We start from the raw sequence: 25645 nt of genomic DNA, 5'->3' as shown, positions 1-25645 counted from the left end.
CCGGTGTGCCCTCAGGGGCCGATCAGCGCGAGGGGTCGGATGGGCGCGCCGGTCGCGCCCCGGACGTTCAGTGGGGCCCCGACGAACAGGAACTCGGCCGCGCCGCGCGCGGCAAGTACTTCGAGGTTCATCACCTCGATGAGGTTGATGCCGTGCTCCGCGAGCAGCAGGCGGTGCACGGGAAGCGCCGCGGGCCCTGCCCCCGGCGGGATGTGTTCGAGGGCGACGGTGTCGGCGCCGACCGCCGCGACGCCCCGCCCGGCGAGCCAGGCGGCCGCGGCCGCGTCGAGGCCCGGGACGCCGCGTCGGTCGCCGAGGTAGGCGGGCGGGTCGCCCCAGTGCTGGGCCCAGCCGGTGCGTACCAGCGCGACGTCGCCGCGCTCCGGCTCCGGCGCGCCGTGCGCCCGCAGGTCGTCGAGGCGTACGGGCTCGCCGGGTGCGAGCCGGTCGACGCCGCGCATCGTGGGCACGTCGAAGAGCACACCGCGGCGGACGAGCGGCGGCACCTGATCGATGCCGTGTGCCGTGTAACGTCCGCCGCGCAGAGCGTCGGCCACCGGGATCCCGCCGAACAGACGGCCGTCGACGGCCACATGGCACAGGGCGTCCATGTGCGTTCCGACGTGGCCGCCGAGGACGATCATCTCGTGGGAGCCGGTGATCCCGTCCGCGCGAACGACGTCGCCGTGCCGCTCGCGCAACGCGAACTGGAAGGCCGGATGCGTGGGGGAGACCGGCATGCCGATCTCCAGCGGCTGCGCGAGGTCGATCGCCTCGATGCCGTCACCGAGCGCTTCGAGCAGTCTCATGTTCCCCACCTTTCCCCGTGTCGGCACCCGTGGCAGGCCCGAGTTCGGTCAGCGCGGTCTCCGGCAGGGTGGCGACGGTCAGCGCCGAGACCAGCAGGAGGGCGACAACGTAGCCGTTGAAGGCGGCACGCCCGAGATGCTCGCCGATCCAGGTCTGCAGGTACGGCGCGGTCCCCCCGAACGCGGCAACCGCGATCGAGTACGGCACCGCGAGGCCGACCGTGCGGATCCCGGTCGGGAACATCTCCGCGTACGCGGCGGGCAGGACAGCCACGCCGGCTGCGATGAAGACGCTCGCGACCGCCATGGCGATACCCAGCTGCCAGGCACTGTGGCCGATCAGCGCCTGCAACGGAAACAGCAGCAGGGCCGTGCCGATCGCGCTGATCAGCAGAACCGGGCGCCGGCCGATGCGGTCGGAGAGCGCGCCCCACGCGGGCAGCGACGCGATGAGCACGAGGGCGGCCAGCGCCCCGGCGCACAGTGCCGCTGTGGAGTTGATGTGCAGTGTGCTCACGGCGTACGCGGGGGCGGCGATCACCCAGGCGTAGTAGACGACGGTGAACCCCACGGTCATCCCGACGACCTGCGCCGCCTGCCGGCGGTGGCGCCGCAGCTCGGGCCAGATCCGTGCACGCGGGCCGTCCCGTCCGGCCGTGGAGGTGAAGGTGCCGGTCTCCGCGAGCGTCCGGCGGATCCACAGCGCGATCACGCCGAACACACTGCCGACGATGAACGGAATGCGCCAGCCGTAGGACGTCATGGCGGCATCCGACAGAACCACGGAGAGCACCAGTCCCAGCAGGACGCCGACCGTGTTGCCGCCGACGCTCGCGACGTAGATGACACTCGACCACAGGCCGCGCCTGCTGGGCGGGGCCGCCTCCGCGAGGTAGGTCTGCGCCGAGGGCAACTCGCCCCCGGTCGCCAATCCCTGCACCACTCGGGCGAGCAGGAGCACGACCGAGGCACCCGGGCCGATGACCGAGTACGTCGGGCAGACCCCGATCACCAGGCTGGCGAAGGCCATGCCGGAAACCGTGAGCAGCATCATCGGCCGGCGCCCGACCCGGTCGGCGAGTCTGCCGATGACGAGGCCGCCGATCGGCCTGGCCGCGAACCCGACGGCGAAGACGGCGAGGCTCGACAGGACGGCGGAGACCGCGTTGCCGGCGTGGAAGAACTGGGTCGCGAAGAACGGTACGAAGATCGCGTAGATCCCCCAGTCGTACCACTCAAGGGCATGTCCGAGAGCCGCGGCGCACAGCGTGCGCCGGGAACTCGGCGGCAGCCGTACGGCAGCGGGGGTAACGGATCCGTTCATGGGCGGGCCTCCGTCGGTGGCTGGGTGGGGCTGATGGACGTTGTCCTCTTGGCGTCGCGGGACGACGGCCCGGCGGCACGGGTCCGCCGGAGCGCGAGTTCCGCGTAGAGCGCGGCACCGAGGGGCAGGACCGCGTCGTCGAAGACGGCGCGACCGCTGTGGTTGAACGGGGCGGTCGCGGGGTCCGCCCCGGCGGGCAGCGCGCCGAGCGCGATCATGGCTCCGGGCACTTCGGCGAGCACGCGGGAGAAGTCCTCGGCCCCGGTGAACGGATGGGCCAGCAGCCGGTGCCGGTCCTCGCCGAAGACCTCACGGATCGTCCCGTCGGCGAACGCCGTCTCGCCGGGGTCGTTCCAGGTGACCGGCCGTTCCCTGACGAACCGGGCATCGACCTGGACTCCGTGGGCGTCGGCGATGCCGTGCAGCAGACGCAGCGCGCTCTGCCCGACCTGCTCTGCGGCGGAGTCGGAAAGGGTACGTACCGTCGCCTCGAAGTCGGCGGTCGCCGGGACGATGTTGCGCCGGGTGCCGGCATGCAGCGTCCCCACGGTCAGCACCACCGGCTCGAACACGTCGAACCGCCGAGTGATCATGGTCTGCAGGGCGAGGACCATCTCCGCCGCGACGGTGATGGGGTCCAGGGCCCGGTGCGGTTCCGAGGCGTGCCCGCCCTCGCCCCGCACGGTGGCCAGCAGCGCCGACGACGAGGCGAGCATCGCGCCCGGCCGGGTGAAGAAGTCCTGCGCCATGTTCGAGAAGACATGCAGGCCGTAAGCGGCCACGGCCCGGCGCCCCGCGGCGTCGAGCACCCCTTCCTCGATCATGGCGCGTGCGCCCTCCCAGCCCTCCTCACCGGGCTGGAACATGAACACCACGTCGCCGTGCAGCTCCTCGCGCCGGGCCGAGAGCAGCCGCGCGGCGCCGACCAGCATCGCCGTGTGCATATCGTGTCCGCAGGCGTGCGCCACCCCCTCGGTCCTGGACGCGTGGACGAGTCCCGTCTCCTCCCGCACCGGTACGGCGTCCATGTCGGCACGCAGCAGCACGGCCGGCCGGGCATCGCCGCGATGCGGTGCACTGCCGCGCAGCACGGCCGTGACGGAGGTGGCGCGCTTGCCGAGCGAGACGTCCAGTGGCAGCCCGCTCAGCGCCTCGACCACCTGGGCCTGCGTGCGAGGGAGGTCGAGTCCGATCTCGGGATGGGCGTGCAGTGTGTGCCGCAGAGCTGTCAGCTCGGGTGCCAGTGCCTGCGCTTCCTGCTGGATCTTCACGTCATGGGCCTTCCGCCGTCCTTGCGAGTAGTGTGGACAGCGATCGCCGATCGGAGCGGAAATCGATCGAATCGTGCACAGCGACAAGGAATCGGAATCGATCCGTGCGGGCTGACGAGCTGGATGAGCGCGATCTGCAACTCCTGCACGGTCTGCAGATCGCCCCCCGCGCCACGTGGACGGACGCCGCCCGCATCCTGGGCGCCACCCGGGCGACACTCGTGGCCCGGTGGGAGCGCATGCGGGCGTCAGGCCTCGCGTGGGTGAGCGCGCAGCCGGGAAACGCCTACCGCGATGTGACGCTGGCGCTCGTCGAGGTCGACTGCCTGCCGGGGACGCGCGCCGGGGTCGTACGGGCGCTGTGCGAGGACGCGAGGGTCGTCACCGTCGAGGAGTCGACACGGGGCAGAGACCTCCTGCTCACGGTGATCACCCGCGACATGCCCGCACTCACGGAATTCCTCTTCGACACCCTGGAGTCCCTGCCCGGTGTCGCTCGGCAGCGCAGCCACGTGGCGACCGCCGTCCACCGCCACGGCAGCCACTGGCGCCTGGGCGCGCTCGGCCCGGCGCAGGAGGCCGCCTTCGAGCGGCTCGCCCCGGCCACCTCGTCAGCGGCGTCCGCGCCGCCGCAGTTCGACGCGTGGCCGTTGATCGAGGCGCTCGCCCACGACGGCAGGGCGAGCGCCGCCGACCTCGCCCGGGCCACCGGCCACAACCCCGCGACCGTACGGCGCCGGCTCGGGCGCCTGCTCGGCTCCGGCCTGGTGTCGTTCCGCTGCGAGCTGGCGGCGGAGGTCTCCGGCTGGTCGGTGAGCAGTACCTGGACGGCCCGGATCGACCCGGCGGGACACGACCGTGCCGTCGCCGCGCTGGCGACGCTGCCGGAGCTGAGGATGTGCGTCTCCACCACGGGAGAGACGAATCTCGCCATGACAGTGTGGACGCGCACCGTGGAGGAGATCCTGCACATCGAGCGGCTCTTCGGCGCGCGCCTGCCCGAGCTCCGGGTGCGCGAGAACGCGATCAACCTGCGCACGCCGAAACGCATGGGCTGGATGCTGGACAGCGCCGGACGGGCGACCGGAACCCTGGTCGTCCCGGCCGCCCTGCGGCCCCCGGGCTGAGGAGCGGCCGGGGGTTCGGTCCGGCGCCGCGCCTACGCGCGCCTTGCGGCCAGCGCCCGGGCGCGCTCCTCGAAGGCGGCCTCCGCGACCTGGCGGAATCCGCTCGCCTCGTTGACGCGCGGGAACTCCTCGTCCGGCACGGGAACGCCGAGGAACGCGCACAGCGGCTCCCAGCCCTCCTTGACCTGGAAGACGAGGAGCTGCTCCGGCGGGACCGTCGCCCGGACGTCCGCCACGTGGCGTTCGAACGCGGCGACCGCCTCCTCCTCGTCCAGCTCGTTCAGCGGGCGGTCCGCGCCGACGTCCATGACGCGGGGCATCAGCTCCTGGCCCATGAAGCGCCGCAACTCCCTGATCTCGGGGTCCGGATGGTCCGTGTCCGGCCGGTCCATGGAGAAGATCGTCTCCTTCGCGGAGGCGTACCAGCGGTGCGGGTCGCGTACGGTCAGCACCACCTTCGCGTCCGGCCAGGCCGCGAGCTGCTCGCGCCAGTACATGCTGGTGGGGAAGTCGACGGAGGCCCGGTACCCGTCGAGTACGCCCGCGATGTCCACAGGATCCGACGCGAGCGCGCGGCTCCAGCGTGGCAGCTGGTCGGGATCCCTGAGCACCTCGATCATGTGGTAGCACGGGGCGAAGCCCAGCCTCTCCAGGGCCGTCCGCAGCGAGAGCGTGCCCGTACGGCCGTAACCGGCCCCGATGACGTCCACCATGCCCGGCGTCCTCCTCCTCGATCCGCGCGGCGTCTCCGCGCGTGCCGGGTACCTACCCAGCCCACCGGTCGGACGATCTGACTGCGGCCCGTGATCTAAGCGGGCGTCACCAGCCTGTGGACGTCCTTCGCCGCGTCCGTCACGCCCGACAGGAAACCCTGGGCGCGCGGTGACGCGTGGGACGTGAGCCACTCCGGGGCGATGTCGCAGACCGCGACGCGCACGCCCGTGCCGGCGAGGGCCGCGGGGAGCGTGTGGACGACCGTGGACGGGAAGCTCACGATCGTCGCGCCGATCGGGCCCCTGCGCGCGATCACCTCAAGGGGCAGATCGGGGCGGACGATCTCCAGGCCCGTCGCCGCGTGCAGCGCCCGGAGCTTGTCCGGGCTCTCGCGGCGGTGCGCGAAGTAGCGCAGCGCCCCGTGCTCGCGGGCCAGGGCGCGCACCGCCCCGGCGTACTGGGCCTCGTCGAGCACGCCCGTCTCCACCAGCGACGTGCCGACCAGGTCGGCGCCGTCGATGATCCTCGGCGGGCCGAACGCGGCACGCGTCCACGCGAAGCGGTTCTCCGTCACCTCGATGCCCTCGGGCACCTCCTCGACGGGCATCGCCGTGAACACCTCGACCGAGCGCGCCGCCGTCGGCGTGAGCCTGCGGCGGGCCGCCGCGGTGACGGGGGCGAGCACCAGTTCGCGCGGCCCGCGCGCGCCGCCGCGCCTGTGCCAGCGCACCAGGCGCTCCCCGCGCGCGAGCTGGCCGACGAACTCCATCGTCGCCGTCCCGTCGTCCACCACGGTCAGCCGCTTGCCCTTGACGAGCGTCAGCAGCAGCTGCACGTAGCGCGAGAAGGGGTCCCCGATGACGATCCGGCCCGACCTGTGCAGCAGCGGCGCCAGTTCGCGCACCGCCTTGAGCGGGGCACCCGCCCCGCCCCTGGCCTCCTGCCAGCGGACCGTGAACCCGGCGTCCCTGGCCAGTTCGGCCATGCGGCGCAGCTGGCCGCGCGACATCGGGTCGGTGGGCGACAGGACGACCACGGTCAGGTCGTACGCGTCCCGCGCCGCGGGGCGGCCCGCCCACTCCAGCACGTTCAGCAGCTGGACGGGGCTCTCCACGAAGGCGACCGCCCGTTCCTCGCTCGCAGATGGCATGGCCGGCGCCGTCAGACCCGCGCCGACTCGGCGTCGGCCACCACGCCCGCGACGCGGCGCAGCTTCTTCATCGGGCCGAGCTCCGACTCGTAGACCTGCTTCACACCGTCGCCGAGCGACGCCTCGATGGTGCGGATGTCGCGCACCAGGCGCGCGAGGCCCTGCGGCTCGACGGACGCGGCCTGGTCGGAGCCCCACATGGCGCGGTCCAGTGTGATGTGGCGCTCGACGAACGCCGCGCCGAGCGCCACGGCGGCGAGCGTGGTCTGGAGGCCGGTCTCGTGGCCGCTGTAGCCGATCGGCACGTTCGGGAACTCGGCCCTGAGCGTGTCGATGACCCGCAGGTTGAGCTCTTCCGCCTTCGCCGGGTACGTCGAAGTGGCGTGGCACAGCAGGATGTTCTCGCTGCCGAGCACCTCGACGGCGTGCCGGATCTGCTTCGGTGTCGACATGCCGCTGGACAGGACGACCGTGCGTCCGGTGGCGCGCAGCGTGCGCAGCAGCTCGTCGTCGGTCAGGCAAGCGGACGCGACCTTGTGTGCGGGGAGCGAGTCGAACTTCTCCAGGAAGGCGACGGCCTCGGTGTCCCACGGGGACGCGAACCAGTCGATGCCCTTCTCGGCGCAGTGCTCGTCGATGGCGCGGTACTCGTCCTCGCCGAACTCCACGCGGTGGCGGTAGTCGATGTACGTCATACGGCCCCAGGGCGTGTCGCGCTCGATGTCCCACTGGTCGCGCGGTGTGCAGATCTCCGGGGTGCGCTTCTGGAACTTGACGGCGTCGCAGCCTGCCTCGGCGGCCACGTCGATCAGCGCGATCGCGTTGTCCAGGTCGCCGTTGTGGTTGATGCCGATCTCGCCGGTGATGTAGACGGGGTGGCCGGGGCCTGCCGTGCGCGAACCGAACGTGCGCAGGCGGGAGGAGGCTTCGGTGTTCATGAACTGTCCTTAGGTGTCAGCGGTGTTGTGGGGGTCGGGGGTAGGAATCGGGTGGGGGACGGACGGAGCCGGGCGCCGCTCATGCGACCGGCGATACGGCCGTTGACGCGACCGGCGGCGCGAGTGCCGCGTCCGGGGCCGGGGCGCGCAGCCCGGGGCCGAGCAGCCAGCCGGCGATCTCGCGGATCGCCCCCTCGCCGCCCGGTGTCGCGGTGACGGCACGGGCGGCGGCGCGCACCGCGTCGTGGGCGCTCGCCACGGCCACCGGCCAGCCCACGAGGTCGAAGCACGGAAGGTCGTTCACGTCGTTGCCGACGTACAGCACGCGCTCGGGCACCACCCCGCGCTCGTCGCACCACTGTTTGAGCGCGGCGTCCTTGCGGTCGATGCCGTGCAGCACGGGCACGCCGAGCTTGTCCGCGCGGGCGGCGACGACGGGGTTGCGCTCCGTGGAGAGCACCAGCAGGGCGAGACCCGCACGGCGCAGCGCCGCCACGCCGAGCCCGTCGCCGCGGTGCACGGCGACCATCTCGCGGCCGTCCGAGTCGATGAGGACGCGGTCGTCGGTCTGCGTGCCGTCGAAGTCGAGCACGACCGCGTCGACGTCGCCGTACGCGGGCAGCACCGCCGGGTCGAGCAGCGGCGCCAGCGCGCGTGCGCGGGCGAGGTCCTGCGGCTCGTCGATCTCCAGGACGCGTGCCGGGTCGGTCACCACCAGCTGCGTACGGCCGAAGAACCGGTGGCCCGCCGCGCGGAACCCGTCGGCGCGCATCGCGTACGCGGCGCCCGTCTCCAGGTACTCCCGCGGCCTGTCCTGGCGGCGCGGCCGGTTCGCCTTGTCGTGGTTGACGCCGTAGCCGTCGGCGCCGGCCTCCGGCGTCCCCGCCTCACGCCAGACGAAGCCGTGCGTGGGCGCGACGGTCAGCGCGGTGTCCGCGCCGTCCGTGGTGATCGCGGCCGCCACACCGTCCACGTCCTCGGCGGTGAGGAAGGGGCTGGTGCACTGCACGAGCAGCACCACATCCACTGGCGTCGCGTGTGCGTTTTCGAACGCGTCCATGGCGTGCGCGACGGCCGCCTCGCTCGTGGCGGTGTCGCCCGCGATCGCGGGCGGGCGGGTCACGACCTCGGCGCCCGCGGCGCGCGCCGCGTCCGCGATCGCCGGGTCGTCGGTGGACACGACGACGTCGGTCACCTCGCGGGACGCCCGGCAGGCCCGTACGGCGCGCACGACCAGCGGCACGCCGCCGACCCTGGCGAGGTTCTTCGCGGGCACGCCCTTGGACCCGCCGCGGGCGGGGATCACGGCGAGGACGGTCATGGCTTCTCCTTGGTGCACGGCGGTGGTTCGTCGGACACGGCCCCGGCCCGTCACAGCTCGCCCATCCGCCGGATGACGGGCGCGACGCGCTGCACGCCGTGGCGGTACGCGCCGCGCGCCGCGTCCCGTACCGCCTGGCGCACGGCCCGGCGCAGGCCCGAGGCGTCGTCGCGGGACGCGGCCGGCGCGAGCGGCCTGCCGTCGGGGTCGAGGTGGTACCTCGCGAGCAGTTGCGGCAGGTAACCGGGTGCCGTGGTGCGGGTGTAGTAGGGGGCGGGCGGCGGCAGCGCGGGCCCGTCGAGCAGGGCCGCGACGCGGGCACGCGCCTCGTCGAACGCGGCGGCGTACGAGCCCGCTCCCGTCGTGGCATCCACAGCGGCCACGCCCGACCTGCCCGCCCAGACGGGGTCGGCGTCCGGCCGCAGGCCGGCGTCCAGCTGGTCCCAGGAGGCCAGGCAGCCGGAGCCGACGAAGTGGTGGTTGCCGAGCGGCTCGCGGATGCCGAGGTCCGTGAGGATCGCGGTGGGGATGCGGCGGTGCAGCGATTCGAGCGCGGCCGTGGAGGAGACCGTGACGAGCAGGTCGGCGCGGTCGAGGACCTCGCCCATGTTCCCCTGCACCAGGCGGAAGTTGGGCGGCAGGCCGCCCGCGGTGCGGTCTGCGAGCCGCTGGTAGGGGAACTCCTCGACGTGCGTGGTGTGTTCGCCGACCCGGCTGCGCAGCTTGAGCAGCACCTCGCGGCGCGGGTGCAGGCGGGCGTGTTCCACCAGGCGGTGCAGCAGGTACGCGCGGTCGGCGCGGGTGGCGGGCACGGACGGCTGCGCCGCGAACACCACGGTGTCGCGGCCCTCCTCACGTTCGTAGCGCGCACCCCCGAGGAACGGCAGCGCGGCCTGCGTGACGCCGGCCGCGTCCGCGCCGACGCCCTCGTACACGTCGCGGAACCGCTCCGCGTCGTGGCGGGAGTTGGCGAGGACGACGTCGGCGCCGTGCCGCAGCAGCAGGCCGTCGGCGAGCTTCTCGTAGACGACGCCGACATAGCCGGTCACCACCACGGGCCGCCGGCCGAGGCCCAGCGCGGCGATGCCGTGCAGCATGGCCTGCACACCGCCGCCGACGAGCGCGAGTACGACCAGGTCGTAACCGCGCCCGTACCCGCCGGGCCCGGTGTCGCCGTGCCCGGTTTCGAGAGCGTGCAGGAACTGCGCGCCGGTGACCTCGCGTACCGCGTCCGCCGCCGCGTCCACCTCCGCGAGCTGGCGTGCGGTGGGTGTGGCGCGGCCGCGCAGCAGGAAGCCGCCGAGCTCGACGGTGCGGCCTTCGGGGACGACGCGGCGCGCGGTCAGCGCGCCCCACTTCCACCGGGTGTCGGAGTCCGCGAGAACGGCGACCCGGACCGCTTGACTGGTAGCTGAGTGCACGCCGAGGACGTTAGGAAGCCGCGCCGGGCAGCGGCCCAACTCCATGGCAACAACGGGTTAACAGCGCGTCTACGCCTGGGGTGGGCGGCCGGCGGGCGGCCCGCGAGAGGCGCACGGCGGGCGGGCGGCGCGAGGCGTGGGGATTTCGTCACACGCCGTTCACCCGCCGTCGGCCGGGCGTTCGCGGGCGGAGCCGTGGCGCCACCTAGCGTCCGGCGGGTGGTCAAGCTCTCCGTCATCGTGCCGTACTACAACGTGCGGCCGTTCATCACCGAAGCCCTGCGCAGCCTGCGTGCGAACGTCCGCGAGGACGACGAGGTCGTGTTCGTCGACGACTGCTCCACCGACGGCACCCCCGACGTCGTGGCGGCGTTCGCGCCCCGGCTGCGCTGCGAGGTGCGCCAGATCCGGCACGAGAGGAACAGCAGCATCGGCACCGCACGCAACACCGGGCTGCGGGCGGCGGCAGGGGAGTACCTGACCTTCCTCGACGGCGACGACTGGCTGGCGCGCGACTACCTGCCCGCGCTGGTCGGCGAGATCGAGCGGCTCGGCGTCGACTTCATCCGCACCGACCAGGTCCGCTGCACCGCCAGGGCGCGGACCGTCTACCGCGCGCCCATCGGACCGCGGGGCACGGTGCTGCGCCCGCGCGACCTGATACTCCCCGACACCCGCTCCACGTCGGTGGACTACCCGTACTCCTGGGCCGGAGTGTTCCACCGGCGGCTGCTCGACGCGGGCCTGATGACATTCCCCGACGGCCTGCACACCGCGGAGGACCGGCCGTGGATCTGGCGGCTGCACCGCGGGGCCGAGTCGTGCGCGGCCGTGAACCAGCTGGGCTACTACTACCGCCGCGGCGTCCAGTCGTCCCTCACCCAGATCGGCGACACACGCCAACTCGACTTCGTCGCCGCGTTCGACCTGCTGCTGCGCGAGACCGCCGAGGACCAGGACGCGGACCTGCTGATGCCGAAGGCCGTCCGCACGTACTGCGCCATCATCACCCACCACCTGGGCAGGATCGACCAGTTCGAACCGGCAGTCGCCAAGCAGCTCAAGGCGATGAGCGCCGCCGCGCTGCGCCGCATGCCGCAGGACGTCCTCGACGCCACCCTGGCAGGGCTCGACCACCGGCGCGCCGCGCGGCTCGCCAAACTGCGCCGCCGCCAGGCCACCGCGGAGGTGGCCGCATGACCACCCGTATCCTCCTCGCCTCCACGCTCTACGGCGCGGCCACACTGGCCGCCGCCCTGGACGCGGGATGCTTCGAACCGGCCCGGCGCACCATCCTGCTGGTGTCGAACAACGCCGCCAACCCGGAGGCCACCCCGGCGCTCGACGAGATGTCGGGATTCGGCCGGCTGCGCGGCCGCTTCGACGACGTCCTGTCGTGGAACGAGGCCATCCACCCCTTCCACCCCGGCTCGTGGTCGCCGCGCCCCGACGACGTCCCGCTGTGGGAGCGCCACCTGCGGCTGCTGTGGAACCTGGGGGACGACCCCGTCCACCTCGTCGCCGAGTCCATCCAGGTGGTGCCCGCACTCGCGATCACCGACATCTTCACCGGCGCACCCATCGACCTCTACGCGGACGGGCTGATGAGCTACGGGCCCACCCGCAACAAGATCCCGCCGCTCATCGGCACCCGCATCCGGCGGGTGCTCCACCTCGACCTCGTGCCGGGTCTGCGGCCCATGCTGCTGCGGGAGTTCGGCGCGGAGCCGGCGGTCGTGCCGAACGAGGCGTTCCTGAAGGTGCTCACGGAGATCGCCGAGGAGCCCCCGCGGCTCCCGCAGGCACAGGGTGGCTCCGACGCCCCCGCCCTGCTGCTCGGGCAGTACCTCTCCGCGCTGTCCATCCTCACCCCCGACGAGGAGGAGGAACTGCACGTACGGATGGTGCGCGGCGCCCACGAACTCGGCCACCGCACCGCCGTCTTCAAGCCGCACCCCACCGCGCCCGCGCGCTTCTCGCACCGCATGGAGGAGGAGGCCCGGCGGCTGGGCATCCAACTGGCCGTCGCCGACGAGCCGGTGATCGCCGAGGTGCTCTACCAGCGGCTGCGCCCCGCCCTCGTCGTCGGCTGCTTCTCGACGGCGCTGTTCACGGCCGCGTCGCTCTACGGGCTGCCCGTCGCGCGCGTCGGCACGGAGTTGCTGCTCGACCGGCTCACACCGTACGAGAACAGCAACCGCGTGCCCGTGACGATCTGCCACGAGCTGCTTCCCGACGTCGCCGACCGCACGGCGGTCGCCGCGCAGCGCCTCGACCCGGCGGCGTCCGGACTCCAGGAGCTCCTGGCGGCCGTCGGGTTCGCGATGCAGCCGAAGGTCAACCCCGACCTGCGCGAGCGGGCGGAGGCCTACCTGCGCGGGCACCGGACACCGCACACACTCGCCTACTTCAAGCGGCGCCGCCTCACCGTGCTCGACCTGCCGGGAGGGCTGCCCGCGCGGCTGGCGTTCATCCCGCGCGACGCACGAGTGAGGGGGGTGGTGCGCCGGGTGCGGTCGCTGAGGAGGGCGGCTACGGGGGAGGGGCGCGGGTGAGCGCCCGCGCGACGGCCACGCTGCCCGGCGCCGCGCCCGCCGCCGCGAGCGGTGTGCGGGGCACACCGGTGCGGGGAGGCACCCGGCTTCGTGCTCTGGACGGACTGCGGCTGGTCGCGGCGCTGATGGTGGCCGCCTACCACTACGGCGGCCGTGAGGGCGAGATCACCACGGCGTGGGGCACGTCGCCCGCCACCCAATTTCCCACGTTGCACGAGTGGTTCGCGTACGGGCCGCTCGGGGTGCAGATCTTCTTCGTCATCAGCGGCTTCGTCATCTGCATGAGCGGCTGGGGCCGCTCGCTGTCCGCCTTCTTCGCCTCGCGCGCGTCCCGCCTGATGCCGGCGTACTGGGTGGCGGTGCTGCTGATCACAGCGGTGTTCGCCCTCCCGGGCGTCGTCTACCGCACGGCCTCGGCCGGCGACACACTCCTCAACCTGACACTGCTCCAAATGCCCGCCGGCGGGCAGCGCGTCATAGGAGTGGACTGGACGCTGTGGGCGGAGATCCGCTTCTACGCGCTGTTCGCGGTGTGCGTGATCCTGCCGGGCGTCACGCGGCGCCGCGTCGTCCTGTTCGGCGCGCTGTGGACGCTGGGCGCGGTCATGGCCGACGCCGCGCACTCGGCCCTGCTCGCGCAGGTGCTCATGCCGCACTACGCGCCGTTCTTCGTCGGCGGGATGGGCCTCTACCTGGTGCACAGGAACCACCGCGACCCCCTCGGCTGGGGCCTCGCCGCCGTGGGCTTCCTGCTCGGCCAGCACTACGCGGTCGCCGACCTCTGGCACCCGGCGAGCCACTTCGGCTACCGCCACACGACGGTCATCATCGCGATCCTCGCACTGGGCTTCGCCGCGATCGCGGCCATAGCCATGGGCCGACCGCGCCGTGCCGACTGGCGCTGGCTGACGACGGCGGGTGCCCTGACGTACCCGTTCTACCTCGTCCACGAACACCTCGGCTGGGTGGTCATAGGAGTCCTCCACCGCACCCTGGGCGTCCCCGCGGCGGCGGCCCTGCCCCTGACGGTGGCGGCCATGCTGCTCCTGGCCTGGCTCCTGCACCGCTGTGTGGAACGCCCGCTGACGCCCTGGCTGCGTGCACGACTCACCTCCAGGAGCATGTGACGCACACCACACACTTAAACGCGATATCAGGAATGAAGTGAGGGGGCGGGCAGTTGACAACAAGTGCCTCCGGTTGGGAATCGGAGGCAGCGAGCCGCCCCTGGCGCACACACTGCGACTGGTGACGACCCACTTCCTTGGTTTTAGAGAGGCATCGCAGGAAAGCGGTGCCGAGGAGGTGCTTCACCGATGGCTCTCAGCCCTCGCTTCGCGCTCAACACGTTCTCCGTCCTCGCCGGTGGCTTCCTGGCCGTCTCCGCGATGACATTCACCAACTCCGCCGTCGAATGGCTGGGCTTCGGAGTGTCGACGGCCGTCGCCCTCGCGGGCGTCGCCGGACTCGTCCTGGCCCGCCGGACATCCGCCAAGGCAGGTCACGGCGTACTCGCCGCCATCGGCCTGTGGTCGCTCATCGCGTCGCTTGTCTTCACCGGCGGTGCTCTGACCTGGCTGGTGTTCGCCGCCGGAGCCGCCTTCGTGGCGGCCGCCCTCGGCGACCTGACCGCACACGAACTGACCACGGAGCGTGTGGTGCACTCGCTGGAGGTCCGCCCCGCGGAGCAGCCGGTCCACACCACAACGCTGCAGAGCGGCGCAGCCGCCTGACGGGTGGTCGCGACTGAGACACCGAGGCCCCGGCCGGACCCCCTCCGGCCGGGGCCCCGGTGTGTTACGGGAGTGGTGAGCCGGGGTCGGCGAGCCCGCCGGGCCGGTTCAGTTCCTTGATATCGGCGAAGTCGACGGGGTGGCCGGGCAGGGCCGAGCCGGGCACGGTCCGCAGGCCGTCCATCATCAAGCCGAGCAGTCGCCGGAAGATCATGTCGTCCATGCCGTCCGGATCGTCGGCGGGTGGCGGCGCCGGCCGGAGCAGCAGCGACAGCAGCATCAGGACGTCGCCGGTGCCGACGTCGGGACGGATGGCGCCGTCGTCCTGCGCCCGCCGCAGCAGCCTGCCCGTCACGGCGAGCACCTCGGCCCGCTGTTCGGCGACCGGCGGCGAGTCCTTGATGGCCCGCTGGGCGCGGGGGGACACGGCGGTCATGATGACGCTCAGCCGCATTTCGTAAGAGGTGCGCAGCAGGCCGGTCAGCGCCACCGCCGGATCCGGTTCCTCCTGCTCGGCCCGCCGCGCCAGTTCGGCCAGCCGGGTGAAGGTGTCGAGGCTGACCGCCTTGATCAGCTCGCCGCGGTCGGGGAACCGACGGTAGAGGGTGCCGACGCCCACGCCGGCCGCCCGGGCGACCTCGTCCATCGGGACCTCGGGGCCGATCCTGAGGAACAGCGTCCGTGCGGCCTCGATGATCTGCTCCCGGTTGCGCCGCGCGTCGGCGCGAAGCGCCCCCGGTGTCTCCTGCCTGTCCTGCGCCCCCACGTTTCCCGTCCTCGCCCGTCCCGTGCCCGTCGTCGGCTCCGGCATCGACTCCTGCCCTATCACATACGCGGACGACCAGCCACTTTCCCCCGGCCGGTCCGTCGACGGCGGATCATCTGGACAGAATTCCTCCAGTTAGCTAGGCTCCCAGGGTAACTGGATGAAATTCGTCCAGTTTGGTTGCGGGGTGGTCTCATGACGGAAACGGTTCCCAACGAACTCGCGGACCAGGAATTCCCGGTGGCCCGCGGCTGCCCGTTCGCCGAGCCGGAGGCGTACGCGCGGTTGCGCGAGCGTGAACCGATCAGCAGGGTCCGCCTGCGCGGCGGCGAACAGGCCTGGTGGGTGTCCGGGTACGCCGAGAGCCGCGCCGTGATGGCCGACCGGCGCTTCTCCTCGGACCGCCGAAGGGACAACTACCCGAACCCCGGCGGCGATCCCCGGTTCCGTGAACGCTTCCGGCACCAGCGGCCACCCATGGTCAGCCTGGACGGCGCGGAACACACCGCGGCCCGGCGGGCGGTGATCGGCGAGTTCACCGTGAAGCGCCTGGCCGCGCTGCGGCCACGGATCCAGGAGATCGTCGACGGGTTCATCGACGAGATGCTGGCTGCCGAATCCCACCCCGTCGACCTGGTGCGAACGCTGTCGCTGCCGGTGTCTTCGCTGGTGATCTGCGAACTGCTCGGCGTCCCCTACGCCGACCACGACTACTTCCAGAGCTGCGCGGCCGCGCTGACCCGCCGGACCGCGTCCCCCGAGGAGCGGCTGCGGGGTGCCGACGGACTGCGTACGTACCTCGCCGACCTGCTGACCCGCAAGGAAGCCGAACCCGGTGACGACCTCTTCAGCCGGCAGATCGCCCAGCAGCGGGAGGAAGGCGCACTCGACCGCGAGGGCCTGGTGAGCACGGCCAACTCGCTGCTGCTCGCCGGCCACGAGACGACGGCGAACATGATCTCCCTCGGCGTGCTGGCGCTGCTTGAGCACCCTGACCAACTGGCCCTGATCCAGGACGACCCGGACAAGACCCTCCTGGCCGTCGACGAACTGCTGCGGTACCTCACGATCGCGGACTCGGTGATCCTGCGGGTCGCGACCGAGGACGTGGAGATCGGCGGTGTCACCGTCAAGGCCGACGAGGGCGTCGTCGTCTGCGGCCTCTCTGCCAACCGGGATCCGGCGGCGTTCGAGAACCCCGGCGAGCTGGACGTGCTGCGCGGCGCCCGCCACCACATCGCCTTCGGCTACGGCCCGCACCAGTGCCTCGGCCAGAACCTCGCCCGGCTGGAGCTGCGGATCGTGTTCGACACGCTGTTCCGCCGCATCCCAGGACTGCGGCTCGCCGAGCCCGTGGACGCCGTCCCCTTCAAGGTCAACGCCTCCGTATACGGCGCTCACGAGCTGCCGGTCACCTGGTAGGGAGACAGCGTTGCGCATCAAGGCCGACACCGACGTCTGCGTGGGGGCGGGACAGTGCGTCCTGACCGAACCGGCCGTCTTCGACCAGGACGACGACGGCTTCGTGACGCTGCTGACGGACCGTCCGGGCGACGAGGCGGCCGCCCGGTGCCGGACGGCCGTCAGCCTGTGCCCGTCGCGGGCGCTGTCCATCGTGGCGGACTAGGCCGCTCGGGCCCCTCCGTCACGCGGCTGATGCCTCGCCCCGGCCGCGTCCGTACGCGCGGGCCGCCCGGCCGGCCCCGCCGGCCCGCCCGGGCCCCCGGAAGGGCCACTCCGGCGCAAGCAACCCTCTCGAACCCGTTCAAGGACCCGCCATGACCACAGCGAACACTCCAGGGCCGACGATGAAAGCCCCCCCACGTCCCGTCAACCGCCGTCTGGTGCTGGTGATCTGCTGTCTCAGCGTCTGCGTGACCGGCATCGACCTCAGCATCGTCAACGTGGCGCTCCCGTCCATCAGCAAGGACCTGCACGCGTCGCTCGGCAGCCTCCAGTGGACGGTCGACGCCTACTCCCTGGTCATGGCCTGCCTCCTCGTGCTGTCCGGCTCGATGGCCGACCGCTTCGGACGCAAGCGGATCTTCCAGCTCGGGCTGGCACTGTTCTCCCTCAGCTCCCTCCTCTGCGCCCTGGCGCCCGGCACCGGATGGCTGATCGCCTTCCGCGGCCTGCAAGCGGTGGGCGGCTCGATGCTCAACCCGGTCGCGATGTCGATCATCGTCAGCGTGTTCACCGACCCCCGGGAACGGGCGAGGGCGGTCGGGCTGTGGGGATCCGCGATCGGGATCACCATCGCGGCCGGGCCGGTGGTCGGCGGCCTGCTGGTCAGCGGCATCGGCTGGCGATCGGTGTTCTGGGTCAACGTCCCGATCGGGATCGCCGCCATCCTGCTCACCCAGCGCTTCGTCCCCGAGTCCAGGGCCGCACGGGCCCGCGCGTTCGACCCGCCGGGACAGGCGCTGATCGTCGTCCTGTTCGCGTCGATCATCGCCGCGACGATCGAGGGCCCGGGCCACGGGTGGACGAACCCCTGGATCGCCGGGCTGATCGCCCTCGCCGTCCTGGCCCTCATCGGGATGCTCATCGTCGAGCCCAGGCGCTCCGAGCCGCTGATCGACCTGCGGTTCTTCCGCAGCCCGCCGTTCTCCGGCGCGAACACGATCTCCGTCGTGATGGCGGCCGGCCTCGGCGGGTTCCTCTTCCTCAGCACCCTCTACCTCCAGGACGTCCGCCACTTCAGCCCGCTGCACGCCGGACTGATGATCATCCCGCTGGCCGTGGGCCAAGCCGTCGCCGCCAACATCTCCGGCCGGCTCCTCGCCTCCCAGGGCGCCCGCCTGCCGCTCACACTGGGCGGCGCGCTGCTCGCCGTAGGCGCCTTCCTCCTCGTCCCCCTGACCGCGCACACCGCAAGTGGCCACCTGCTGGCGGCCTACGCCGTCTTCGGCCTGGGCGCGGGCATGATCGCGCCGCCGATCACGAACACCGCCCTGTCGGGCCTGCCGCCCGACCAGGTCGGCGTCGCGGGCGCGCTCGCCGCCGGCGCCCGCCAGTTCGGCACCTCCATCGGCGTCGCCGTCACCGGCTCGATCGTGGCAGGCACCGGCGCCGGCTTCACCAACGCGAGCCACGCGGCCTGGGCCGTACTCGGGAGCTGCGGCCTCGCGGCGCTCGCGCTCGGGGTCATGTCCACCAGCGCCTGGGCCAAGGCGGCCGCCGCCCGCAACGGGCAGCGCCTTGCCGCCGCTGTCGCGCCGGGGTCCGAGGACCACCCTTCGCACGGCCTATCCGCAGGCGGCCGCGTACCGTAACCGGTGTCCGGGGCTCTCCGCGCACCGGATGCGCGCGGGCGGCGAGTGTGTGTGGTGGAGGCAAGCGGTGACGGGGTGGGAGGAAGTGCCAGAGGTGAAACCGGCCTCGGTTCGGCGGCTGATCGGTGTCGATGCCGCCTATTGCGATGAGCGCGAGGTCGCCGTCGCTGCGGCCGTTGCCTGGGACCGCGCGGGCCGGCGGGTGGTCGAGAGCCGGCGGCTGACGGGGAAGCCGCCGATGCCGTACCGGTTCGGGCACTTGGCGGCCCGCGAGGTCGGGATCGCCGAAGCGGTGGTCCGGGAGCTTGTGACGGACGGCGACGTCGTGATGTGTGACGGACACGGGCTCATGCACCCCGACCGGGCGGGGCTCGGTGTTCATCTGGCGGCCCGCCTGGGCCGCCCGGTGGTCGCCGTCGCCAAGAACCCACTGCACCGGGAGACGCCGCTGACTTCGCCGGAGCGCGGCGCCGTACGCAGGATCTCCGATGCCCAGGGCGTCGTCGGGGCCGAGGTCAGAACCGCGGAGTCCGTCCGGCCCGTCTATGTGTCCGTCGGCGGTGGCATCTCGCTTGACGCGGCGATTGAACTGGTGCTGGAGTCCAGTCGCTACAGGCTCCCTGAGCCGGCGAGGGCGGCCGACCGCCAAGCTCGGGATGGGCTTCGCGAACTGCTGGGGCGCGCCCGCTGAGGCAACGGTACTCACGGGAGTACTGGGACTTCCACCCAGACCGTTTTCGTGTGCGCGTCGCGCACCTCGCATCCCCAGCGGTCGGCGTAGGCCGCGACGAGGAGGAGCCCGCGCCCCGTCGTTGCCTCTAGATGCGCCGGTTCGCCCACGGGTTCGCGCGGGCGGCGCTCCGGGCGCGTGTCCGTCACCTCGATCCTCAGAGCGGCGGGTTCGGTCAGGCGGAGGAGTGTGAGCCGGAAGTCCCTGCCGGGGAGGCTGCCGTGCCCGATCGCGTTGGCCGACAATTCGGCTGTGACGAGGGCGACCGCGCGGGCAGGCTCCGCGTCGTACGGCAGGTCCCACCACTCGGTGAACTGCTGCACGGCGAACCGGCGCGCGAGCCGCGCGCCGCGTCGTGTCGCGCTGAAGCACAGCGACAACTGGCGGGTTCCGGTGACGGATCGGGGGGAGGTCGGCTGGTGGGTCACGTGGTCATCGTGGAGGCGGCACAGCAGCGCCGACCAGGTATGACGCTCGTACGGAACTCGCGTCGTACGGTTGGCCACAGGTGGGCCGCTCGGACTTGTACGGGTCCTGTACGGGCCCGGGCCCGTGTCCGGCGGATGGCGTGCCGCGTTGAATCCTTCCGGGTATGGGAAGGGCGTGAGGGCGGGTGCGGGACACGCGTAACGGCCGGACGGCGAGCGTCAACGGCGAGTCCGAGCTGCCCGGCGTGTGGGCGGCTTACGGCAGGCTGCTGCAACATCTGCGCAAGCAGGCCGGGTTGAGCCAGCAGGCGCTCGGCGAGGCGATCGGGTACTCGCTGGAGCAGGTCGCCTCCGTCGAGCAGGGCAGGCGGCCCGCGAAGGCCGCGTTCACGCTGGCGGCTGACCGTGCGCTGGAGTCGCGGGGCGTCCTTGAGGTGCTCCAGGACGAGGTGGAGCGCGCGAAGCTGCCGAGGTTCTTCCGCGACTTCGCCCTGTTGGAGGCCGAGGCACTGAGCAGGTTCTCGTACGACCCCCTCCTGGTCCCCGGGCTGTTGCAGACCCACGCCTACGCGCAGACGCTGCTTGAGGCCCATTTCCCGCCTCTGGATGAGGAGATCATCGAGCAGCGCGTGTCGGGGCGCCTGGCACGCCAGGCATTGCTCGCCCGCCGGAGCCCGCCGATGGTGTTCGTGTTCATCGTGGAAGAAGGCGCACTGCGACGAACAGTGGGCAGCTCGGCGGTGATGCGCGAGCAACTGCGGCACTTGCTGACGTGCTCGCAGATGCGCAACGTCGAGGTGCAAGTGATGCCGACCACTCGGGGGGCGCACAGCGGGCTCAACGGGCCTATGGTGTTGGTGGAGTCGACGGACCGCAGGCAGCACGTCTACGTGGAGGCGCAAGACGTCGTGAGTGTGAGGTCCGATCGCAGTGAGGTCAGCGAGTTCTGGCTGCGGTATGGGATGCTTCGCTCGCAGGCCCTCAACAGCGAGGACTCCTCTCATCTCATCCAGCGGATGGCAGGGGAGCCATGAGCACCGACCACTACGCCACTCGGTCCACCGCGTTGGCCTGGTACAAGAGCAGCTACAGCGGAACGAGCGGGGGCGACTGCGTCGAGGTGGCCGGGGGCCTCGACGCCGTGTACGTGCGCGACTCGAAGTCCTCGGGCAACGGGGCCGTGCTGCGGCTCGGCAAGGACGGGTGGGCGGCGTTCATAGCCCACGCGGCCAAGTAGAACCGGGATGCCGGCGTGGCCTTGGCTCGCACGGGTCGCCGAATCCATTCAGCCGCATCCCACCGAGGAGCACACTCCCCCGGCCAGGCGTGAACGCGGTCGTCCTCGGCGCCGGACCGCGCCTGGAGCGGTGGGGGACATCCGCGCCTGGGCGCGTGGCCGCGTAGCGGAGGGCCGCCACTGCGCGCGGCGGCGCTGACCGCGCGGCGTCAGCCCGCCGCGGGCGCCAGTTCCACCGTGCACAGCGGGTCCGCGCGGAACGGCGCCAGCTGTGCCTCCGTCGCGCTCGCGTCCGTGATCAGCGTCCAGGGGCGGGTGAACGTTGTCCACCAGTGCGAGCTCTCGCGGCCCAGCTTCTCGGCGTGCACCAGCACGTAGGCGTCTCGCGACCGTTCGACCATCAGCTGCTTCAACGATGCCTGTTCCGGCTGGGCCTCGCAGATGCCGCGTCCCGCCACCACGCCGTCCGCGCCCAGGAAGACCGCGTCCGCCGTCAGCCGTGCCACGGCCGACTCGGCCAGCGGGCCGATCATCCCCAGGCTCGTCGGGCGCACCGCACCGCCGAGGACGATCAGCTCGATACCCGGCACCCCCGCCAGGATGCCGACGGACGTCAACCCCGGTGTGGCAACCGTCAGTTGGTGGTGCGTCGCCAGTCGCGATGCCAGGGAGCCCGCTGTCGTGCCCGCATCGAGGAGGACCAGGCGGCAGCCCTTCACGTGGGCCTCGGCCGCCCGGGCGATGGACGACTTCTCGGCGCGTGCGACGGACTCCCGCTCCAGCAGCGTCTGTTCCTCGCCGCCCGACGACAGCGCGCCGCCGTACGTGCGCACGATCTCGCCGGACTCCGACAGCCGGGTCAGGTCGCGGCGGATGGTCGACTCGGACACGTCGTACCGTTCCGCCAGTTCCGTCACCGACAGGGGCCGCACCTGCAGCAGGCCGCGGATCTCCTGGCGCCGTCCCTCCCCGCTCACGCAGCCTGCCCCGACCCTTCGCCGCCGCGCCGCGGTGCCAGCTCCACCGCCTGGCGCAGCGCCTCCACCATCGACGCCTCGTCGGCGCGTCCTGTGCCCGCGATGTCGAACGCGGTGCCGTGGTCCACGCTGGTGCGGATGACGGGCAGGCCCACGGTGATGTTGACACCCGCGTCCAGGCCGAGCACCTTCACGGGGCCGTGGCCCTGGTCGTGGTACATGGCGACGACGAGGTCGAAGTCGCCGCGTACCGCGCGGAAGAACACGGTGTCGGCGGGGAGCGGGCCCTGGGCGTCGATGCCCTCGGCGCGTGCCTTCTCGATCGCGGGGACGATCTTGGTCTCCTCCTCGCCGTGGCCGAACAGGCCGTTCTCGCCGGCGTGCGGGTTGATGCCGCACACCGCGATGCGGGGAGCGGGGACCCCGGCGGCGACCAGTGTGTCGTACCCGCGGCGGACGGTCCGCTCCACAAGACCGGGCTCGATCTTCGCGACCGCGTCGACAAGACCGATGTGCGTGGTGACGTGGATGACGCGCAGCTTCGGCGCCGAAAGCAGCATCGACACCTCATCGGTGCCGGTCAGTTCGGCGAGCAACTCGGTGTGGCCGGGGAAGTTGTGACCGGCGGCGTGCAGCGCCTCCTTGTTGAGCGGCGCCGTGCAGATCGCGTCGACCCGCCGCTCGGAGGCGAGCCGGGTCGCCGCCTCGATGTACTGGTAGGCGCCCTCGCCCGCGACGGGCGACAGCTGCCCGAACGGCAGGTCCTCGGGGATGTTCGCCAGGTCGAGGCAGTCCACGGTGCCCGGCCGGTACGCGGCCGCCTCGGGGGAGTCGACCGCGTGGACGCGAAGTCCCGCGCCCGTCAGCTCGATCGCGCGGGTCAGCCGCTTCGCGTCCCCGACGACGAGCGGCAGCATGGGAAGCGAAGCGGCCGCGCCGGCCAGCGCCTTGACGACGACCTCGGGGCCGACGCCGGCGGCGTCCCCCATGGTGATCGCGATGATGGGCTTGGACATGGCGGACATGGTGTCATCCTTCGGAGTCTGATCCTGCATGGAGGGTGCGGGGCGGGCGGGGACGACCGGCCCGCCCGGGCCCCGGAGTGCTCGGGTGGCACGCAGCAGCGTCCCCGGGTCCCCGAACGCCCCTGCCTTGGTGACGACGGGCAGTCCGCCGGGCGTACGCATGAGCACGACCCCGGGTTCGACCTCGCCCTCGACGGCGAGCGTGTCCACACCGGCCGCGAGCAGTACGGTGCGCGCGGTCTCGCCGCCTGTGGCGATCAGGACGCCCGCGCTGTCCAGCCCCGCGCGCGTGACCTCGGCCAGTGCCGCGGCGAATTCGCGAGCGCGCTCGGGTTCCACGGGCCTGTGGGGGTCGAGGGAGACGACGGCGCTGTGCCCCGCCGCGAGCGCGGTGCGCAGTTCGCGCATCGCGCCGCCCGTGCCGTCCGCCGTGGCCCCCACCTCGACCGGGACGGCGGGCAGCTCCTCGACGAGCATGCGGCCCTGGGCTCGGGCCTGCGTGCTGCGGCTGCCGACGCAGATCAGCGCGGGGCCGGCCAGCGCGGGCCCGGCCAGCGCGGAGCCGCCCGGCGCGGTGTCGGGGCCGGGGACCGCGTCCCGGCGCGGAGGGCCCAGGGGGGCCAGATGGTGGGCCAGGCCGCCGGAGCCGACCAGCAGGACCGGCAGATCCGCGCAGGCGCGGACCGTGCGCGCGAGGTCCTCGTCGGTGAGCGCGTCGACGACCACCGCGTCGGCCCCACCTGCCGCGGCTGCCGCCGCCAGGGCGCGGGCCGGGTCGCCGTCCCGCAGTTCCTCCAGGCTCAGCAGGACCACGGTCAGACCGGCGGCCTCCAGCTGCGCGACCAGGGGCCGGCGGCCGGGGTGCCGTGCTTCGACGGGCTCGCCGTCGACGTGGACCCGGCCGTCGGAGACCGTGCGTCCTGTGGCCGGAAAGGCCGGGGAGACGACGGCGACGTGGCGTCTGCCCTCGCGCTCGCCGAGGGCCGCCAGGCAGCCGCTGACCTCGGGGCCGATGTTGCCCCGCAGCGTGGAGTCGATCTTCTTGTAGATCCGGGTCCCTGTTCCCGACCGGCGGACGCAGGCCGCGGCCCGGTCAGCAGCGTCCTCGGCGCAGGCGTACCGGGAGTCGGTGTCGACGGCCACCACGGTCGCCCGCGGCCACTGGGCCTCCGCGTACAGCGCCACGACCGTGTCGGCGCTCGTGGCGAGTGCCACCGCGCTGTCGGCAGCGCCCGACAGGTCGTCCGCGATGACGAGCAGGGAGGGGGAGGGGGAGCCGGTGTCGTGCGGCTTCGCGCGGCTCACTGGTGTGCCGTTCCGTCCGTTGCGGCCGTGCCGGCGGGCGGGGGCGTCGGCTCCGACGTACTGGCGGGCACATCGCCGGCGAACGCCTCCGGGTCGGCCCGCTTCAACCGGCGGTGGTACATGGCGGTGATGACGGGGGTGAGCAGCGAGGTCACCACCACGGACGCGGCCACCAGCACCGTGGCCTTGTCCGCGGCCGCCTTGTACACGGGGTTCGCGGCGGCGACGATCGCGGGCACTGCGGCCGCGTTGCCGGCGGTACTGGCGGCCGCGAGGCCGGGCAGGCCGTTCCCGCCGAGCAGCTTGTCCGTCGCGAAGAGTGTGCTGCCACTGACGATCAGGACGAACAGGCCGAGGCCGAGGCCGAGCAGGCCGGCGGTCCATACGGTGCCGAGGTCGATGCCGGAGCCGAGCGCGAAGCCGAAGAAGGGGATGCAGACCGGCACGGCGGCGCCGAGGAAGCGGCGCATGTCGGGGTCGAGGTTGCCCAGGATCATGCCGACGACGAGCGGCAGGATCGCACCGAGCAGGGTCTGCCACGGGAAGGCGGAGAGGCCTGCGACGCCCAACGTGACCATGGTGAGGAACGGCCCGGACTCCAGACTCATCAGCGAGTACGCGGCCGTGTCCTTGGGCTTGCCGAACTGGCCCATCAGCGCCATGTACAGGCCGCCGTTGGTGTCGTTGAGCGCGGCCACGATCGCCAGGGTCGAGATGCCCGCGAAGATGCCGCCGTTGACCGGCGCCTCGCCCAGGAAGTGGCCCACGACGATGCCGATCACGACCGCGATGCCGGCCTTGACGATCAGCAGCGCCCCGCCCTTCTTCAGGATGTACGGGGTGGTGCGCAGCTCGATCGTGGCGCCCATGCAGACGTAGAACACCGCGAGGATCGTGAGCGCACCCGAGAACAGCGCGCCGGTGAACGAGCCGAAGAAGTCTCCGGTCCCGGAGTGGACGGTGTTGATCACGGCGCCCACCAGCAGCGGGACGAGCATCATCCCGCCTGGTACGCGCTCCAGGCTTGCCTTGATCGGTATGGACATTGCGGCCCTGCCTTCTATCGACCCCATGCGAGTGTCGGCGATGCGGCACGCGTCTCCCAAGGGAAGGGGAACGGCGCGTTCCGTCGATGAGAGTGGAGAGTAGGCGTCGTGCGCACTTCGCGCAAGATGCGCGAAGTGCGCATCGGTCGGCAGGCGTGATGGCCCGCACGATCGGCCGCCTCCCTCGCGCCGGGGCCGTGCCGGGGCCGTGCGGGGGTCGTGCGGGGATCGCCTGTTCCTTTCCGTGGCAACTCGCGCAATGGGTCCGACGCGCGCATCGGGGCGCGTTTTGCTCCGTGCAATTGCAGCAGGAAAAACGGGCGTGACGGGCTGTCACCTTCATGGTCATGAAAAAACGTTTTGGTCGGTCGGTTGTGCCGAGGATACCTGCGGTCCGGTTACCACGAAATGGTGAGTTACTGCGGATGAGTGCCGCTCCGACCTGGGATTTTTCCTTTATTGAACGTTGATCTTCCCAGGTGACTCCCTGTGC

At 72.3% G+C, this 25645-nt stretch carries 24 protein-coding genes; 11 read left to right on the top strand and 13 right to left on the bottom strand.

The genetic code is table 11. From position 1 onward, the window contains the following. Positions 1–11 precede the first annotated feature (11 nt). Genes IH48_RS0114465 through IH48_RS0114455 form a run of 3 tightly spaced genes read right to left on the bottom strand, consistent with a single transcriptional unit; the run spans position 12 to position 3404 of the window. A complete protein-coding gene (locus IH48_RS0114465) occupies positions 12–809 on the bottom strand; it encodes a cyclase family protein (RefSeq protein ID WP_030903588.1) in 798 nt (265 codons plus the stop codon). Beyond that, positions 784–2133 (bottom strand): MFS transporter, encoded by a 1350-nt coding sequence (locus IH48_RS0114460; protein WP_051839767.1) that lies wholly within the window; start codon positions 2131–2133, stop codon positions 784–786. Before IH48_RS0114460 ends, IH48_RS0114465 begins: the two co-directional genes overlap by 26 nt. Further along, the gene (locus tag IH48_RS0114455; protein WP_078849719.1) at positions 2130–3404 is read right to left on the bottom strand and encodes a M20 metallopeptidase family protein; all 1275 of its coding nucleotides are present in this window, start codon (positions 3402–3404) and stop codon (positions 2130–2132) included. Before IH48_RS0114455 ends, IH48_RS0114460 begins: the two co-directional genes overlap by 4 nt. A gap of 104 nt (positions 3405–3508) precedes the next feature. Here IH48_RS0114455 and IH48_RS0114450 point away from each other — a divergent pair, with 104 nt between their 5' ends. Beyond that, positions 3509–4531, top strand: coding sequence for an Lrp/AsnC family transcriptional regulator (locus IH48_RS0114450; RefSeq protein WP_030903584.1), 1023 nt, complete (start codon positions 3509–3511; stop codon positions 4529–4531). Positions 4532–4563: 32 nt separating this feature from the next. On the opposite strand, the gene IH48_RS0114445 is transcribed toward IH48_RS0114450, so the two are convergent. The 5 genes from IH48_RS0114445 to IH48_RS0114425 all read right to left on the bottom strand — a co-directional run bounded on the left by IH48_RS0114445 (position 4564) and on the right by IH48_RS0114425 (position 10120). Further along, positions 4564–5244 carry a sulfotransferase family protein gene (locus IH48_RS0114445; protein WP_051839766.1) on the bottom strand — a complete coding sequence of 227 codons (681 nt, stop codon included), beginning with the start codon at positions 5242–5244 and terminating at the stop codon, positions 4564–4566. Between the two features lie 95 nt (positions 5245–5339). Then, positions 5340–6395: a hypothetical protein gene (locus IH48_RS0114440; RefSeq protein ID WP_030903582.1), complete on the bottom strand. Its 1056-nt coding sequence runs from the start codon at positions 6393–6395 to the stop codon at positions 5340–5342. A gap of 11 nt (positions 6396–6406) precedes the next feature. Continuing rightward, the gene (locus IH48_RS0114435; RefSeq protein WP_030903581.1) at positions 6407–7333 is read right to left on the bottom strand and encodes an N-acetylneuraminate synthase family protein; all 927 of its coding nucleotides are present in this window, start codon (positions 7331–7333) and stop codon (positions 6407–6409) included. Between the two features lie 79 nt (positions 7334–7412). Then, positions 7413–8654 (bottom strand): acylneuraminate cytidylyltransferase, encoded by a 1242-nt coding sequence (locus tag IH48_RS0114430; RefSeq protein WP_051839764.1) that lies wholly within the window; start codon positions 8652–8654, stop codon positions 7413–7415. 50 nt (positions 8655–8704) lie between these two features. Then, on the bottom strand, positions 8705–10120 hold the full coding sequence (locus IH48_RS0114425; RefSeq protein WP_420705482.1) for a DUF6716 putative glycosyltransferase: 1416 nt from the start codon (positions 10118–10120) through the stop codon (positions 8705–8707). Positions 10121–10294: 174 nt separating this feature from the next. Here IH48_RS0114425 and IH48_RS0114420 point away from each other — a divergent pair, with 174 nt between their 5' ends. From IH48_RS0114420 to IH48_RS0114405, 4 genes are all read left to right on the top strand, one after another. Then, positions 10295–11275, top strand: coding sequence for a glycosyltransferase family 2 protein (locus IH48_RS0114420; protein ID WP_030903578.1), 981 nt, complete (start codon positions 10295–10297; stop codon positions 11273–11275). Next, positions 11272–12630, top strand: a complete 1359-nt coding sequence (locus IH48_RS37025; RefSeq protein ID WP_030903577.1) for a polysialyltransferase family glycosyltransferase — start codon at positions 11272–11274, stop codon at positions 12628–12630. Before IH48_RS0114420 ends, IH48_RS37025 begins: the two co-directional genes overlap by 4 nt. 20 nt (positions 12631–12650) lie before the next feature. Then, a complete protein-coding gene (locus IH48_RS37020) occupies positions 12651–13757 on the top strand; it encodes an acyltransferase family protein (RefSeq protein WP_037842103.1) in 1107 nt (368 codons plus the stop codon). 189 nt (positions 13758–13946) lie between these two features. Next, a complete protein-coding gene (locus tag IH48_RS0114405) occupies positions 13947–14363 on the top strand; it encodes a hypothetical protein (RefSeq protein ID WP_030903575.1) in 417 nt (138 codons plus the stop codon). Between the two features lie 64 nt (positions 14364–14427). On the opposite strand, the gene IH48_RS0114400 is transcribed toward IH48_RS0114405, so the two are convergent. Further along, the gene (locus IH48_RS0114400; RefSeq protein WP_078849718.1) at positions 14428–15174 is read right to left on the bottom strand and encodes a TetR/AcrR family transcriptional regulator; all 747 of its coding nucleotides are present in this window, start codon (positions 15172–15174) and stop codon (positions 14428–14430) included. Positions 15175–15324: 150 nt separating this feature from the next. On the opposite strand from IH48_RS0114400, the gene IH48_RS0114395 reads away from it, so the two are divergent. From IH48_RS0114395 to IH48_RS0114380, 4 genes are all read left to right on the top strand, one after another. Continuing rightward, positions 15325–16551 (top strand): cytochrome P450, encoded by a 1227-nt coding sequence (locus IH48_RS0114395; protein WP_030903573.1) that lies wholly within the window; start codon positions 15325–15327, stop codon positions 16549–16551. Between the two features lie 10 nt (positions 16552–16561). Then, on the top strand, positions 16562–16756 hold the full coding sequence (locus tag IH48_RS0114390) for a ferredoxin (protein WP_030903572.1): 195 nt from the start codon (positions 16562–16564) through the stop codon (positions 16754–16756). 151 nt (positions 16757–16907) lie between these two features. Beyond that, the gene (locus IH48_RS0114385) at positions 16908–18404 is read left to right on the top strand and encodes a DHA2 family efflux MFS transporter permease subunit (RefSeq protein ID WP_234434249.1); all 1497 of its coding nucleotides are present in this window, start codon (positions 16908–16910) and stop codon (positions 18402–18404) included. A 94-nt stretch (positions 18405–18498) separates the two neighbouring features. Continuing rightward, on the top strand, positions 18499–19095 hold the full coding sequence (locus IH48_RS0114380) for an endonuclease V (RefSeq protein ID WP_051839759.1): 597 nt from the start codon (positions 18499–18501) through the stop codon (positions 19093–19095). A gap of 11 nt (positions 19096–19106) precedes the next feature. Here the strand turns inward: IH48_RS0114380 and IH48_RS0114375 are convergent, their stop codons facing one another. Beyond that, entirely contained in the window at positions 19107–19562 is a 456-nt protein-coding gene (locus tag IH48_RS0114375) for an ATP-binding protein (protein WP_030903566.1), read from the bottom strand. A gap of 185 nt (positions 19563–19747) precedes the next feature. Here IH48_RS0114375 and IH48_RS0114370 point away from each other — a divergent pair, with 185 nt between their 5' ends. After that, positions 19748–20596 (top strand): helix-turn-helix domain-containing protein, encoded by an 849-nt coding sequence (locus tag IH48_RS0114370; RefSeq protein WP_030903565.1) that lies wholly within the window; start codon positions 19748–19750, stop codon positions 20594–20596. Then, positions 20593–20799, top strand: a complete 207-nt coding sequence (locus IH48_RS0114365; protein WP_030903563.1) for a DUF397 domain-containing protein — start codon at positions 20593–20595, stop codon at positions 20797–20799. Before IH48_RS0114370 ends, IH48_RS0114365 begins: the two co-directional genes overlap by 4 nt. A 209-nt stretch (positions 20800–21008) precedes the next feature. Here the strand turns inward: IH48_RS0114365 and IH48_RS0114360 are convergent, their stop codons facing one another. The 3 genes from IH48_RS0114360 to IH48_RS0114350 are packed head-to-tail and all read right to left on the bottom strand — an operon-like array spanning position 21009 to position 25152. Beyond that, positions 21009–21776 (bottom strand): DeoR/GlpR family DNA-binding transcription regulator, encoded by a 768-nt coding sequence (locus tag IH48_RS0114360; protein WP_037841917.1) that lies wholly within the window; start codon positions 21774–21776, stop codon positions 21009–21011. Further along, complete coding sequence (pdxA, locus tag IH48_RS0114355; protein WP_051839757.1) at positions 21773–24106, bottom strand: 4-hydroxythreonine-4-phosphate dehydrogenase PdxA; 2334 nt, start codon at positions 24104–24106, stop codon at positions 21773–21775. The genes IH48_RS0114360 and pdxA overlap by 4 nt, the downstream gene beginning before the upstream one ends. Then, positions 24103–25152, bottom strand: coding sequence for a 2-keto-3-deoxygluconate permease (locus IH48_RS0114350; RefSeq protein ID WP_030903559.1), 1050 nt, complete (start codon positions 25150–25152; stop codon positions 24103–24105). Before IH48_RS0114350 ends, pdxA begins: the two co-directional genes overlap by 4 nt. Positions 25153–25645: the final 493 nt, after the last annotated feature.

The sequence above is a fragment of the Streptomyces sp. NRRL F-5126 genome, from assembly GCF_000721265.1.
In the GTDB taxonomy this organism is placed as follows: Bacteria; Actinomycetota; Actinomycetes; order Streptomycetales; family Streptomycetaceae; genus Streptomyces.
The sequence above is the reverse complement of the archived record's forward strand: the minus strand, read 5'-3'. Positions and strand labels throughout refer to the sequence as shown.